Below are 14642 nucleotides of genomic sequence, written 5' to 3'. Positions count from 1 at the left end.
GGTAAAAAGCAATGGACAAAGAGGGAATAATGAGTGAAGCAGCGATTGATGAACTACTAGCTGTTGCTAATAAAGAATTATTCGCTCCAGAATCAGCTTCTGTTAACAACGGAATTGATCAGCTATCAGCAACTGAAGAAAATTCGTCTCAAGAAATACCTCCCACAAAAAAATTATCTTTTTTAACACAGCTATTACAAGATTCTCAAATTAAAAGAAAACTAGTTACTGTTCTTTTGCTATTATGTGCCTGCATCCTGGCGGGAGGATATGTTGGCTATCAAAAAGGACTAGAAACATTAGAAGCACCTCTTTCTCTTGATAAAATAATCCAGCAGGGAATTACTTTCGAAGGAAAAAATCTTATTACTTATGCAGGGCGTGGTGATGAAGCAATTGTGCTCGCTTTTCTTGATGCAGATATGGACATTAATACAACGCGAAACACAGATGGATGGACAGCTTTAACAGCGGCCTCTTTTTATAAAAAGCCCGAGATGGTTAAGCTGCTGCTAGAAAAGCAGGCTATTGTTAACATACAAGACAGATCTGGCAAGACCCCTTTAATGTATGCTGCTGCAATGGGAACGGAAGAAATTACGACTCTGTTACTAGAGGCAGGAGCAAATCCTAATACGCAAGACAAAAGCGGACGAACTGCACTTATGGAAGCCTACTCCAAACAAGAAGCAAAAATTGCCGAAATCCTCAAAAGTGCTGGTGCCGATCCTACACTTCCTACTATAGTACGAAAAGAAGATATACCAGATGCTCCAACATCTCCAACTAAAAAAACACCTCAAACCTTCTCTTCCACGATCCCCGCTGAGGTTCAAATGACAGTCAGCAAAGCAGGCCTGATACCAATTGGCATGCCTTTGAAAGATGTAAAGAAATTATATCCAACTCTTTCTCTTAATGAAACGTATATTGATGGCAGCAAAAAAACCATTGCAAATATCTATTTAGAAAGTAGCAGTGATCCCTCTTTAGTATTAGAGCTTTCAAGTGGAAAATCGCAATTAGTATCGATTATAAGCGTCTATGATTCCAGGTTCACAACTGATAAAAATGTTACCCTTCACTCTACGGTTGGCGATATACGAAATCAATACTCGGTAAACGAGATTCGAGTCATTGACCATTCCTTGTACCTTCTAGTTAAAAGTACGAAAATGCTATTTGAACTTGATATCAACGATCCTATGATACTAATTAACTGGGCGGACAGTGGCAGCCCTAATTCCATACCTTCTGATACAAAAATAAAACGAGTTATAATATATTAAAAAAGCTAACAATGAATTGTTAGCTTTTTTAATATATTATAATTATACATATCATACTGACTTTATTTTTTCTTCGGAATGCGTAAATTAATATGAATAAATTCCTCATCTTGCTCTTGTTTTACTTTAATTTTAAGACCTGTTTTTTTCATTTCGCCTACTACATTGTTAATGGTATTAATAAAAATTCGTACATCGCGAATCACTTTTACAACATTGCGTTTAGGAGTATTTTTAGCCTCTACTTGTTTGGCGATATCTTCTAAAAACTCTTCAATAAGCTCTTCTGTCTCTCGCACATTTAACTTCTTTTCACCGATCATTTCCAATACTTCTAATTGCAATCTAGAATCATCTAACTTTAGTAACGAGCGGGCATGTCGTTCAGTTAACTTTTCCCTTGCAATTACCCCACGAACCTCAGGTATCAGTTTTAATAATCGCAATTTATTCGCAATGGTAGATTGATTCTTCCCCATACGTTTAGCAAGTTCCTCTTGGGTGAAAGAAAAACTTGTAATTAATTGCTGAAAGCCCTCTGCCTCTTCTAAGAAATGTAAATCTTCTCTCTGTAAATTCTCAATCATAGCTAATTCAGCCATTTCTTTATCAGTAAACTCTTTTATAATTACAGGTACCTGGCTTAAGCCTGCCAACTTTGAAGCGCGCAGACGACGTTCTCCCGCCACTAATTCAAAACCATCAGGGATAAGACGCACAATTAAGGGTTGTATAATGCCATATTCCTCAATGGATGATGCCAATTCTTGTAAAGATTCTTGACTAAATATTTTCCTTGGCTGAAATGGATTGGGAACAATTTCAGTAATTTGTACATGCTGTACATTGCCTTCATTCATCCCATTTTCCATCGTGCTTAAGCTGCTATCATCCTGCCTATTATCTATATCCCTTGCAATATTGGTTTGCTCTTTAGCCTCTTTAGCAATTTCCGGACTTTCTGAAGTCAGGCCTAATAATCTGGCTAAATTTTTCATCTGTACACCGCCTTACCTAAAATAGCCTTGTCAATAAGGTAATATTCGGCATTTCCACACAAGTTCCTTTTAACATGACTGTATTATAATGGATTTTTTTCTGCAATGCCTGGACGCCTAGGATACACTGGTAACGTTTTTTTTATTTTTCGAATATATACAACTGCCCTTACATCATCAAGACCTGGCAGCTTAATATTCTCAATTTTCTCGATTTCGCCGCCAAGCACTCTGAGAGCGCTTGTAGACTCTTTTATTTCTTGACTGTACTGCGATCCCTTAAGGGCAATAAAAAACCCTCCTACGGCCACAAATGGCAGGCATAATTCAGAGAGGATACTCAATCTTGCTACTGCCCGAGACACGGCAATGTCATATGCCTCACGAAATTGTTTATTTTTCCCACCATCTTCAGCTCGACTGTGTATAAATTCAATATCCGGTATTTCTAATTTTTCGGCTACTTCTTTTAAAAATAAAATTCTTTTATTTAAAGAATCAAATAACGTCAATTTTAAATCAGGACGATAAATCTTAAGAGGCAATCCGGGAAAACCAGCTCCAGTACCTACATCAATTATTTTTGCCCCATTTTTAAAAATAATCTTATCATAACAAGATAAGGAATCAATCATGTGTTTGACAGCCACTTCATTCGGATCTGTAATCGCTGTCAAATTGATTTTTTGATTCCATTCTATCAATATTTCAAAATACTGGGAAAATCGCGTTAACTGTTCTTCTGTTAAGGATAAAGAATATTCCGTCGCAGCCTTTATTAACACCTCACGAAAGATCAATTGCTTCATCCCTCCTACGCTTTTGTTCCATATAAATCATTAATATCGAAATATCGGCAGGAGAAACACCGGAAATACGTCCTGCTTGTCCTATGGATAACGGGCGAATTTCATTCAATTTTTCTCTAGCTTCCACAGCTAAGCCGCTTAGCTGCATATAATCAATATCCTCAGGCAATAATTTTTCATCTAATCTGGCCGCCCGCTCTACTTGTTCAAGTTGTTTGCTAATATAACCTTCATATTTAGCAGAAATTTCTACTTGCTGCTGTACCGCCGAATCCAAGAGAGGTACATCAAAATGCTCAGAAATCATGTTATAGTTAATTTCCGTTCTCCGCAGTAAATCATACAACATAATACCTGTACGTAATTCTACTGTTCCCATTGCCTGCATCTTTGCCTGTATTTCAGGCGTGGGGGTAATCATTACACTACGCAGCAGTTTTAAACTTTCTTCAATGGAATCACGTTTACAAACAAATTTAGCATATCGTTCATCACTGACTAAACCAATTTTGCGTCCAATTTCCGTTAAACGCAAGTCCGCGTTGTCCTGACGCAAAATAAGGCGGAATTCAGCTCGAGAGGTCATAATGCGATAGGGCTCATTGGTTCCTTTTGTAACCAAATCATCAATCAGCACTCCGATATATCCATCAGAACGAGACAAAATCAGCGGTTCTTGACCTTTAACCAATAGGGCGGCATTAATGCCAGCTACTAAGCCTTGAGCTGCTGCTTCTTCATAACCTGATGTACCATTTATTTGACCTGCTGAGAACAATCCTTGAACCGTTTTAAATTCTAGAGTTGGCTTAAGCTGGGTAGAATCAATACAATCGTAATCAATCGCATAACCCGGACGCATAATTTTTACATTCTCCATGCCAGCAATGGTTCGCAAGAATTCATATTGTACATCAATTGGCAGGCTTGTAGACATGCCTTGCACATACATTTCATTGGTATGATGCCCTTCTGGCTCTATAAATAATTGATGTGCATTTTTATCGGCAAATCTTACAATTTTTGATTCGATAGATGGACAATATCGCGGTCCAACCCCCTCTACAATTCCCGTATACATAGGAGCACGATGTAGATTATTTCGTATAATTTCATGAGTCTTTTCATTGGTATATGTCAGCCAGCAGGGCAGTTGCGTTCTAGTTGTAATTTCACTTAAAAAAGAAAAATTATGAATCTCTTCATCACCTGGCTGCTCGATCATTTTGGAAAAATCTAAGGAACGTTTATCTACCCTTGCCGGGGTACCTGTCTTAAATCGCATGATACGAATATTTAATTCTTTTAAGGAAGATGTTAAATTTTCAGCTGCTCGCTGACCATTGGGACCGCCTTTATATGCGAGTTCCCCTATGATAATTTTTCCACCTAAATAGGTCCCTGTCGCTACTATTATACTTTTCGTATAATAAATTTCTCCAGTTTCCACTTCAATTCCATATACCTTCTGGTCCTTCGACAGTATCCTTTCGACCAACACCTGTTTCACATCTAAATTAGGCTGATTTTCAACTGTCTCTTTCATTGTGATATGATATAAATCTTTATCAGCCTGAGCTCTTAATGCATGTACAGCTGGTCCTTTTCCTGTATTTAACATTCTCATTTGAAGGCTGGTTTTATCTGCATTAATCCCCATTTGCCCACCTAATGCATCTAATTCTCTTACCAAATGCCCTTTAGCCGGACCACCAACGGAAGGATTACATGGCATAAAAGCTATATTATCTAAATTAATCGTCGTTAACAGCGTTTGACAGCCCATACGGGCAGCCGCTAATGCTGCTTCGCATCCAGAATGACCAGACCCAATCACAATTACATCATACTCGCCTGCAATAAACACAATTTGCCACTCCCCTATTTACCAATACAAAATTGAGTGAAAATCTGATCAATAATATCTTCCCCCACTGTATCTCCTGTAATCTCCCCTAGCTTGTCCCAACTCTCTTTTAAATCAATCACAATACAATCCGATGGCATTCCTTCATCAATTGTCGCAACCGTCGCTTCTAAATGATATTTTGCTTGCTCTAACAAATTAGCTTGACGCAAATTCGTGAGAAATGCTCCCTCTTTTTGAGCTATTTCACCACCGTACACCATATCCACAATCATCTGCTCTAGTTCTGGTAAACCAGTGCCTTCCATTACCGATATCTTTAATACTTTTGTATCTGCTATATAGGTGTATACTTCATCCAAATTTAAAAGCACCGGCAAATCTGTTTTATTAACTAAAACAATTGCCTGTTTACCGGAAAGCATAGTTAGTACTTCTCTATCTTCTGCTGATAATGGCAGGGAAGCATCTAATAATAACAAAATTAAATCCGCTGTCACAACAAATTCTTTCGCCTTTTCCACACCCATTTGTTCAATAATATCAGAGGTTTCTCTAATACCAGCAGTATCTACAATTTTTAAAGGAACACCCGATAGGTTCACGAATTCTTCAATCACATCACGAGTTGTTCCTGGAATATCTGTTACAATCGCTCTTTTTTCTTTCAATAAAGCATTTAACAAACTGGACTTACCCACATTGGGTTTACCAAGAATTACAGTTTCTAATCCTTCACGCAATATCCGTCCTGTCTCTTTTGTCAGCAATAAATGATTTACGTCTGCCAATAAGAGCACTACTGCTGCTCTAACATCCTGAGCGGCTAAGACCTCAATATCTTCTTCTGGAAAATCAATGGTCGCTTCTAAATTAGCAATCATTCTTAAAATTTCATATCTCATTTTGCGTATCTGGTCTGATAAGGCTCCCGATAAATGTCCCACAGCCATACGAAGAGAAGCATCTGTTTTCGCTCTAATGATATCCATAACGGCTTCTGCTTGAGATAAATCCAGTCTACCATTTAGAAATGCCCGCTTTGTAAATTCACCAGGTTCGGATAATCGTGCACCATACTGCAGTGTGAGTGCTAGAATTTTCTTCATTGGCACCGGACCGCCATGGCAATGAATTTCCACAACATCTTCTCGCGTATACGATTTAGGGCCATGCATAACAAGTAATAAAACCTCATCAATAACTTGACCATTATCCGGATCTATAATATGCCCATATGCCACTTGCTGGGATGCTATCTGCCTTGCACTCTTCCCATTTATTCCACGAAAAAATGTTTCCGCTATCTTTATTGTCAAGGAGCCACTCATACGTATAATGCCAATTGCTCCTTCACCTGGAGCAGTAGCGATTGTACTAATCGTATCCTCTACAAACACTTTTATTCCTCCTTATTTTGTATCCATATACTCTCGGAAAAACAACCATAATATAGCCGTAAACAGGCAAAGGATGAGATTTTCAAAAGGATACTATACACTTACTATTTTTACCCATTCCCCTGGGAATATTTATCTATGGTGAACAATTAATATACATGGCTATTCTTTAGTAGTAAAACCCAGTAATAATTAATTATTACTGGGTTTTTGAATATGTAAACTATCTATTTTTTAAAGCAATCACAATTTTGCGATAGGGTTCTTCCCCTTCACTGTAAGTAATAATTCGCTGATCATCTTGAAGAGCCATATGAATAATTTTGCGTTCGTTAGGACTCATCGGTTCCAACACCACTTTTTCTCCACGACGTTTTACAGAATCAGCCAAACGAGCAGCCAAACGATTTAACGTGTCTGTACGACGCTGACGATAATCTTCCACATCAAGAACAATACGCACCTTACCATCAATATCACGATTTGCTGTCAAATTAGTCAAATATTGCAACGCATCTAAAGTCTGACCATGTTTACCAATCAGTATGCCTAAATCATTACCCCGAATATTAAAATTAATAGAATCTTCTTTACCTACTCTTTCAATCTGTACCTCTAATTTCATTAAGTCAAAAACAGTTTTCAAAAATTCATGAGCCACTTGTACCGGATCAATTGGCTTAATAGTCACTCTCACTTTAGCAGGCTTACTGCCAATAAAGCCAAATAAACCTTTACTGGGCGCTTCTAACACTTCATACTCGATGCGGTCTTCTCCAACTTGAAGTTCATTTAAAGCCAGTCGTACCGCTTCTTCAACGGTTTTACCTGTCATATCCACAGAAGTCATCGTGTTAATTAGCCTCCTTATTTTTGAGCTTCACCACGGTACATCCACCACTGTTGAGCAATTTGGAATGCATTACTCATTACCCAGTATAATACAAGTCCAGCAGGAAAAGTAATACTAATATAGCCTATAAATAATGGCATAAAAGTCATCATCATTTTTGCCTGTTGATTCATATCACTGCTTGTCTGTTTTTGTTGAACATAGGTAGTAGCTGCTGATAGTACAGGTAAAATATACAAAGGATCAGGATGAGACAAATTAGCAATCCATAAAAAACTAGGTATTTGTGCATATTGATAATCACGAATGGCAAAGAAAATTCCCATAAGTATAGGCATCTGAACCAATAGAGGTAAACAGCCTGATAACGGATTGACCCCTGACTCCTTATATAAAAGTGCCATTTCCTTATTTAATTTTTCAGGATTTCCTTTGTATTTTTCTTGTAATTCTTTCATTTTAGGTTGTAGATCTTGCATAGCCTTCATACCTTTAACTTGTTTTACAGTTAAAGGATATAATAGCAACTTTATGATCAAAGTTACCAAAATAATAGCTATACCATAATTAGGTATACCAATGCTAGCTGTCATATCATAGAAAAAAGTTAATATATGCTGCAATAATGCAATAGCCGAATCAAACAGAGCCAATATCTCACGTCCTCAATATTAATTTGTAACAAAATTAATTGTCAATCTTGAATCGATTCTTATATATCAAACAGGATCATACCCGCCAGGATGAAAGGGATGACAGCGCAAAATGCGCCGTACAGCCATAATACCCCCACGGAAAATCCCATATTTCTCAATTGCCTGTAATGCATACTCTGAACAAGTCGGCACAAAACGGCAAGTAGGCGGTTTGAGCGGTGAAATAAATAAACGATAACCTTTAATCATCATTATAGCTATTTTTTTCATTATCAACTACCTACTTAGCCAAAATTTTTGCCTTTTCACACAAATGAATAAACGCTTTACCAACAGCTATAGAATTTGAGCTTACTGCAGCTTGTCTGCCAACTAATAGCAAATCAATTCCATTAATTAACTTATGCTGGTTTAAACGATAAGAGTCCCGCAAAAGACGTTTTACACGATTGCGTACTACCGCACCACCCAACCTTTTACCTGCAGCAAATCCTACTCGACGAACAACACTATTAGTAGATAGCACATAAAGTACTATCATTCGATTAGCATATGATTTGCCGGCTTTATATACAGCTTGGAAATTTTTATTTTTGTGTAGAATCCCTTGCTTAGATAACTTATATATCACAGTTTATCATCCCGCCATATGGAAAATAGGCCTGTTCTGGCGCCCTACTACGCAGATAACTTCTTTCTGCTTCTAGCACGTCTTCTTTTAAGGACTAATTGACCACCTCTGGTTTTCATACGTTCACGGAAACCATGGGTTCTTTTTTTCCATAAGTTATTTGGTTGATAAGTACGTTTCATTTATTTACACCTCCTTGCTAAAATACCAAAAATATCACGTTAAAATGCCTATATTTTAACACTAAAGATTATAGACTAGCCAAGGCCTCAGTGTCAAGAAATATACTTGTTGATAGTTTCTGAGTATTGTGGATAATTTTGTAGACAAAAGGTCCTATTTGATAAAAATCTGTTGATAACTTATATAGTTTTTGATAATATAAAACATGACAAGATATCCACATATTCTTTCTAATCTCATTTTTATCTACATAAAGTAAAAGTTATTCACAAAAACATAGCTTTATGCACACTTTTATCCACACCACTTAATAACTCTATTATACTTGATGAATACAAGACTGCGAAATACTTTTTATTTTGCTGTTGTATTTTTTTTTCGTTAAAACCCTTCTTTTTCAAAATAAGTTATTCACATCTGTTAATAAGTATGTGGATAACTTATTAGACTGTTAATTAAATTTGTTGATAGAGTGATTATAATTCAAATAATCCTTTAACTTTTAGTCTTTATTTTATGTTTGATAAAACATTTTCATTATTATTGTTTTATCTTTTTATATGACTAACCGCATCTTATTTTTATATTATTTGTATAGCACAGAAAGGATTGAATGTATGGACGATACCCTACAAGCAACAATCGTATGGGAACAGGTATTAAAAAAATTAGAACAAGAATTATCAAAGCTAATGATTGATACTTGGCTAAAGCCCACCATCCCCCTAAAACTAACCGATACCACATTAGAAATTGGAACTCCCAAACAAATCATTAAAGAATGGCTTGAATCCCGCTATCTTCCTATCATTTCATCTACAGTCCAATTTATTACGAATAAACCCTTAACGATAATTTTTATTAATTTAGATATAGATGATGAAACAACTGCGCCTCCTGCATCTCAAGAAATAACTCCGGCAATCGCCCCATCCCAGCTACTATTAGAACCAGAAATCGACAAAAAACCTGATTTTGTGCAAACGAGTATGTCCACAGCCAAACAACCTCATATCTATAAACCATCTTCTGAATCCGACCAAAATTTTTCCTTAAATCAAAATCCAGCAGAAGAATCAATGGCAATATTAAATCCTAAATATATTTTTGAAACTTTTGTTATTGGTAATTCTAACCGTTTAGCGCATGCTGCATCCTTAGCCGTTGCCGAGGCACCAGCCAATGCGTACAATCCTTTTTTTGTTTATGGCGGTGTTGGACTAGGAAAAACTCATCTTATGCACGCCATTGGTCACCGTATTTTAAAAAATCACCCACATTTAAAATTACTCTATATCTCTAGTGAAAAATTCACCAATGAGTTAATCAATTCCATTCGGGATGGTAATCCAGAAAGCTTTCGTCAAAAATACCGTAACATTGATGTTCTCTTAGTTGACGATATTCAATTTTTAGCCAAAAAAGAACATACCCAGGAAGAATTTTTCCATACTTTTAATACGTTACATGAAGCAAATAAGCAGATTATCATGTCAAGCGATCGACCGCCTCGCGAGATTCAAACTTTAGAAGATCGACTGCGATCTCGCTTTGAAATGGGTCTTATCACTGATATTCAGCCTCCGGATTTGGAAACGCGAATTGCCATTCTACGTAAAAAAGCAATTATGGAACATTTGAATGTATCCAACGACGTTATGGTGTATATCGCAAGCCGTATTGATAATAATATTCGAGAACTGGAAGGTGCATTAATCAGAGTGATGGCTTATGCTTCCCTAACGAACCAGAATATTGATATCGATCTGGCAACAGAGGCATTAAAAGACATTTTTCCTCATGGTAAGCCTAAGCAAATTACGGTAGAGCTGATTCAAGAAACCATCGCTTCTTACTTCAAACTAAAAATTGATGAATTACTGGCTAAAAAACGGACTCGCAATGTTGCATACCCTAGACAGATTGCCATGTATTTATCCAGAGAACTAACAGAGACTTCACTTCCGAGGCTTGGAGAAATGTTTGGCGGACGTGATCACACAACGGTCATTCATGCTTATGACAAAATCAGCCGTGAACGTAACGCAGATATTAAATTAAGCAATACAATTAAGGAATTAATTAAACGAATTGAAAATACTTAATATCTTTATTCGCTTATTTGTCACAAAAAGTGCTATTTTACTCACACAATTCACTCTTTCTTTGGCGATACGTGTATAACTCTGTTAGTAACAGTAGGACTAGCCTGTACATTATTTGTTGATAATTTATGAACAGTAAAAAGCTGTGGATTTGTGGATAACCCCTATAGTACTTACTGACACGTTATTAACAAGCGTTTTTTATTGTGCATAAGGCAATTTTAGAGTTATTAACATATCTACACCCCCTACTACTATTACGACTATTTTATTAATATATATATTATTTAGTATTAATATACCGAATGGAGGACTAAAAATGAAAATCTCCTGCACAAAGGAGCAATTAAACCACGCTGTACAGACAGTACAAAAGGCTCTTGCCACTAAAACTCCAATGCCTATTTTGACAGGTATCTATTTATCTGCCTTTGAAGATAGATTAGAATTACAAGCAACGAATTATGAAATTGGCATTAGTTGCATTATTGAAGCTACAATTGAAGAACCAGGTACAGTAGTAATCTCTGGACGGTATTTTCAAGAGTTAGTTCGTAAATTACCAGGAGAAATGATTGAAATTTCTTCAAGTGCAGAAGACAGAACCATTCAAATTACTTCGAATCAAGCTCAATTTAATTTATTAAGCTTGCCAGCAGAAGAATTTCCTGTATTAAAAAAGCCAACGAGTGATACCGTGATAAATGTTAAAGATAATATATTAAGAGAACTGATCAAGAAGACTGTTTTTGCTTGCTCTACTGATGAATCCCGTCCCATTTTTACTGGCGGTTTACTTGAAATCAACCAGCATGAGGTAAATATGGTAGCTACCAACACTCATCGCTTAGCAATAAAAAAAGACCATCTTGGTCATAATACAGATAGCATCAAAATGATTATTCCTGCTAAGATATTGAATGAATTAGCACGCATTATGATTTCAGATGTTCCTATGGATGTAACAATTTATTGTCAAAAGAATCAAGTATCCTTTGCGTTTGATAATATCTATATCATTTCTCGTCTAATTGAAGGACAATTTCCCGACTATAATAAAGTAATTCCCCCTAGTTTTGCTACTACCATCACTATTGATACTCATGCATTTATGGATGCAGTGGAACGTGTCTCCTTATTAGCAAGAGATGGCGATTATAATATTATTAAATTGGCTTTTAAAAATGATTGTGTTATTATTACATCTAACAACCCTGATATCGGTAAAGCATGTGAAACAGTAACAACAATCGTTCAAGGTAATGAAGTTGAAATTGCTTTTAATGCAAAGTATGTTACGGATATTTTAAAAAATATTAGCAGTGAACAACTCATATTCTCTTTGAATACACCTCTTAGTCCTGCAAGTATTAAACCGATTGATGATGAAACTTACAACTATATCATTACGCCTGTGAGGACAAATTAAATGGAAGAAATAGGAATATCTACAGCTACTATTCAGCTTGATCAATTTTTAAAATGGGCAGGGATTATTGAATCTGGTGGACAAGTCAAATTATTGATTGAAGACGGTCTTGTCTTTATTAATGATACCCAAATTCATGAACGACGCAAAAAAATACAACCTGGTGATATAGTTGAAATTACAGATATTGGAAAATGGAAAGTAACGACTGAATAAAAGGTGTTACCATGAAAGTTAATAAAATAATTCTGAGAAACATTCGAAATTATGTAAACCTTTCCTTAGATTTTACCCAAGGAATTAATATATTTATTGGGCAAAATGCGCAAGGGAAAACCAATATACTCGAATCCATTTACTATGGTGCAATGGGGCGCTCTCATCGTACGAATGTAGATGCTGAGCTGATTCGTTGGCAGCAGGAAGATGGCAGTATTACAATTGTATTTTCCCGCATGAATATTGAAAATAGCTTGGTCATGAAGCTGAGTAACAGTCAGAAAAAAGAAATCATATCAAATCATTATGCAATAAAACCTCGGGAACTCATTGGTTTACTGAATGTTGTATTATTTTCTCCTGAAGATTTAATGCTAATAAAAGGGATGCCTGCTATGCGTAGGCGTTTTTTAGATATAGAGATTTCACAAGCAAATCCAAGCTATTACCAACAACTATTAAAATATAATCGCATTGTATCCCAACGAAACAATTTGTTAAAAAAGATCAGAGAAAATAAAGATAAACCTGACATGTTAGATGCTTGGGATGAGCAGTTGGCTGTCGCAGCTAGTAAAATCGTCACAAAAAGACAAGAGGCAGTTAAGAAATTAGCCATGCTTGCGAATTTAATGCATCGCAAAATAACTGCAAGTAAAGAGAATTTGACCCTTGTGTATCATAAGCATGAAATTACCGAAACGGGAGCTGAAAATCTGATAAAAGAATATAAGGCTAAATTTGTTCAGCAGCGACAAAACGATATTTGGCGTGGCAGCACAAGTATCGGACCTCATAAAGATGATTTAATTCTCACTGTAAATGGTATAAATTTAAGAACATTTGGCTCCCAAGGTCAACAACGTACAGGAGTTTTGTCATTAAAATTAGCAGAGTTGGAATTTATTAAATCAGAAACGGGAGAATACCCCATTTTGTTACTGGATGATGTGATGAGTGAATTAGATGCAACACGCCGGGAACATTTATTAGTTTTTATCAAAGATCGTGTCCAAACCATCATTACGGCCACGGAAGAAAAGTATTTTCCAGATTGGGAATTTGGAAAATATTTTCATGTAGAAAATGGTACTATAGTGGAGTGATTGCTATGCAAAAAATGAAAGATATAGTATCGAATACGATCAGAAACTTAGGCTTACAGAAGCCATATAACGACCAATCTGTTATTGTACATTGGTCAGAAATCGTCGGTGATGATATCGCTGCCAATGCATACGCTCGTTCTGTTCAGCAAGGAACGCTAATGGTTAGTGTGAATAGTTCTGTATGGTCTCATCATTTATCCATGATGAAAGAAAGCATTATTGATAAAATAAATCAATTTATTGGCTATAAACTTATTTTTGATATTCGTTTTCAAGCAGGATATTTTAGTAATTCCCAGAATGAAGAAGATACTGCTATAAATACAATACCTAATATAAAATACCAATTAAGTAAGGTTAAATTAGATGAATATGATGTACAAACTATGCAGGAAACCAGTAATCATATAAGTGATAAATATTTAAAGCAAAAAATATTGCGTATTATGCGTAAGGATTTTGCTTTAAAAAAAATAAAAAAACAGCATAACTGGCACCAGTGTGCCAGTTGTACTGTTTTATGTCCGCCGGAAGAAATCTATTGTACTGCTTGTACACTTAATAAAAAGCAAAAATTACTGTATACTATTATAAATACTCTAAAAGAAATACCATGGATACGCTATGCTGAATTACATGAACATATTACTTGTACAGAAGAGGAATTTCAGCAAGCTAAATATACATTAACTGCATTCATTAGCCGAGATATCCAAGAAGGAGATAATGATAAATTTAAAATAATGAGTTTTATAATGCTAACTACAGGAGCGAAGATTGAAGCTGTAAATGATGCAATTATCAATAAAACCTTAGAAAAATTCAGGAGGAAAAAGTAATGTTTTTACACCTGGGAGCCGATATGGTCGTTCCTTTGCGTGATGTTATTTCTATTACTGATCTAAAATCAAAACGATCAGGTATTAATAAAGAATTTATTAATAAAATGCGCGATGAGAAAAAGGTTTTTGATGTTTCAGAAAATGATCCCAAGAGTTTTATTATTACTACGAATAAAGTATATTTATCTGCTATTTCATCTTTAACATTAAAGAAAAGGGCAATTGATTTTCATATCTATGAAAATATTTAAG

The 14642-nt window shown here is 35.8% G+C and carries 16 protein-coding genes; 7 read left to right on the top strand and 9 right to left on the bottom strand.

The features are described 5' to 3' along the window. Positions 1-11: 11 nt before the first annotated feature. Positions 12-1289 carry an ankyrin repeat domain-containing protein gene (locus LMF89_RS18930; RefSeq protein ID WP_229536443.1) on the top strand — a complete coding sequence of 426 codons (1278 nt, stop codon included), beginning with the start codon at positions 12-14 and terminating at the stop codon, positions 1287-1289. Between the two features lie 62 nt (positions 1290-1351). On the opposite strand, the gene noc is transcribed toward LMF89_RS18930, so the two are convergent. The 9 genes from noc to rpmH all read right to left on the bottom strand — a co-directional run bounded on the left by noc (position 1352) and on the right by rpmH (position 8685). Then, positions 1352-2287: a nucleoid occlusion protein gene (gene noc / locus LMF89_RS18925; protein WP_229536442.1), complete on the bottom strand. Its 936-nt coding sequence runs from the start codon at positions 2285-2287 to the stop codon at positions 1352-1354. 83 nt (positions 2288-2370) lie between these two features. Continuing rightward, positions 2371-3087, bottom strand: a complete 717-nt coding sequence (gene rsmG, locus LMF89_RS18920; RefSeq protein WP_007954687.1) for a 16S rRNA (guanine(527)-N(7))-methyltransferase RsmG — start codon at positions 3085-3087, stop codon at positions 2371-2373. Then, complete coding sequence (gene mnmG, locus LMF89_RS18915; protein WP_369412645.1) at positions 3074-4963, bottom strand: tRNA uridine-5-carboxymethylaminomethyl(34) synthesis enzyme MnmG; 1890 nt, start codon at positions 4961-4963, stop codon at positions 3074-3076. Before mnmG ends, rsmG begins: the two co-directional genes overlap by 14 nt. Positions 4964-4977: 14 nt before the next feature. Beyond that, entirely contained in the window at positions 4978-6363 is a 1386-nt protein-coding gene (gene mnmE / locus LMF89_RS18910; protein ID WP_229536441.1) for a tRNA uridine-5-carboxymethylaminomethyl(34) synthesis GTPase MnmE, read from the bottom strand. Between the two features lie 223 nt (positions 6364-6586). Further along, positions 6587-7213, bottom strand: a complete 627-nt coding sequence (gene jag / locus LMF89_RS18905; RefSeq protein WP_229536440.1) for an RNA-binding cell elongation regulator Jag/EloR — start codon at positions 7211-7213, stop codon at positions 6587-6589. A 17-nt stretch (positions 7214-7230) separates the two neighbouring features. After that, positions 7231-7869, bottom strand: coding sequence for a YidC/Oxa1 family membrane protein insertase (locus tag LMF89_RS18900; RefSeq protein ID WP_007954683.1), 639 nt, complete (start codon positions 7867-7869; stop codon positions 7231-7233). 66 nt (positions 7870-7935) lie between these two features. After that, positions 7936-8142, bottom strand: coding sequence for a membrane protein insertion efficiency factor YidD (gene yidD, locus LMF89_RS18895; protein WP_007954682.1), 207 nt, complete (start codon positions 8140-8142; stop codon positions 7936-7938). A gap of 10 nt (positions 8143-8152) precedes the next feature. After that, on the bottom strand, positions 8153-8503 hold the full coding sequence (gene rnpA, locus LMF89_RS18890; protein ID WP_229536439.1) for a ribonuclease P protein component: 351 nt from the start codon (positions 8501-8503) through the stop codon (positions 8153-8155). Positions 8504-8550: 47 nt separating this feature from the next. After that, on the bottom strand, positions 8551-8685 hold the full coding sequence (gene rpmH, locus LMF89_RS18885; protein WP_007936133.1) for a 50S ribosomal protein L34: 135 nt from the start codon (positions 8683-8685) through the stop codon (positions 8551-8553). Between the two features lie 618 nt (positions 8686-9303). Between rpmH and dnaA the strand changes: the two genes are divergently transcribed. From dnaA to remB, 6 genes are all read left to right on the top strand, one after another. Beyond that, positions 9304-10791 carry a chromosomal replication initiator protein DnaA gene (gene dnaA / locus LMF89_RS18880; protein WP_229536438.1) on the top strand — a complete coding sequence of 496 codons (1488 nt, stop codon included), beginning with the start codon at positions 9304-9306 and terminating at the stop codon, positions 10789-10791. A gap of 319 nt (positions 10792-11110) precedes the next feature. Further along, on the top strand, positions 11111-12220 hold the full coding sequence (dnaN, locus tag LMF89_RS18875) for a DNA polymerase III subunit beta (protein ID WP_229536437.1): 1110 nt from the start codon (positions 11111-11113) through the stop codon (positions 12218-12220). Next, positions 12221-12436, top strand: coding sequence for an RNA-binding S4 domain-containing protein (locus LMF89_RS18870; RefSeq protein WP_229536436.1), 216 nt, complete (start codon positions 12221-12223; stop codon positions 12434-12436). An 11-nt stretch (positions 12437-12447) separates the two neighbouring features. Beyond that, on the top strand, positions 12448-13545 hold the full coding sequence (recF, locus tag LMF89_RS18865; protein ID WP_007954671.1) for a DNA replication/repair protein RecF: 1098 nt from the start codon (positions 12448-12450) through the stop codon (positions 13543-13545). A 5-nt stretch (positions 13546-13550) separates the two neighbouring features. Continuing rightward, positions 13551-14387, top strand: a complete 837-nt coding sequence (locus tag LMF89_RS18860; RefSeq protein ID WP_229536435.1) for a DciA family protein — start codon at positions 13551-13553, stop codon at positions 14385-14387. Beyond that, positions 14387-14641: an extracellular matrix regulator RemB gene (remB, locus tag LMF89_RS18855; RefSeq protein WP_229536434.1), complete on the top strand. Its 255-nt coding sequence runs from the start codon at positions 14387-14389 to the stop codon at positions 14639-14641. Before LMF89_RS18860 ends, remB begins: the two co-directional genes overlap by 1 nt. Position 14642: the final 1 nt, after the last annotated feature.

The sequence above is a fragment of the Pelosinus baikalensis genome (assembly GCF_020819555.1).
Taxonomy (GTDB): Bacteria; Bacillota; Negativicutes; order DSM-13327; family DSM-13327; genus Pelosinus; species Pelosinus baikalensis.
Note: the sequence above shows the minus strand (reverse complement) of the source record. Positions and strands in the feature narration are given on the sequence as shown.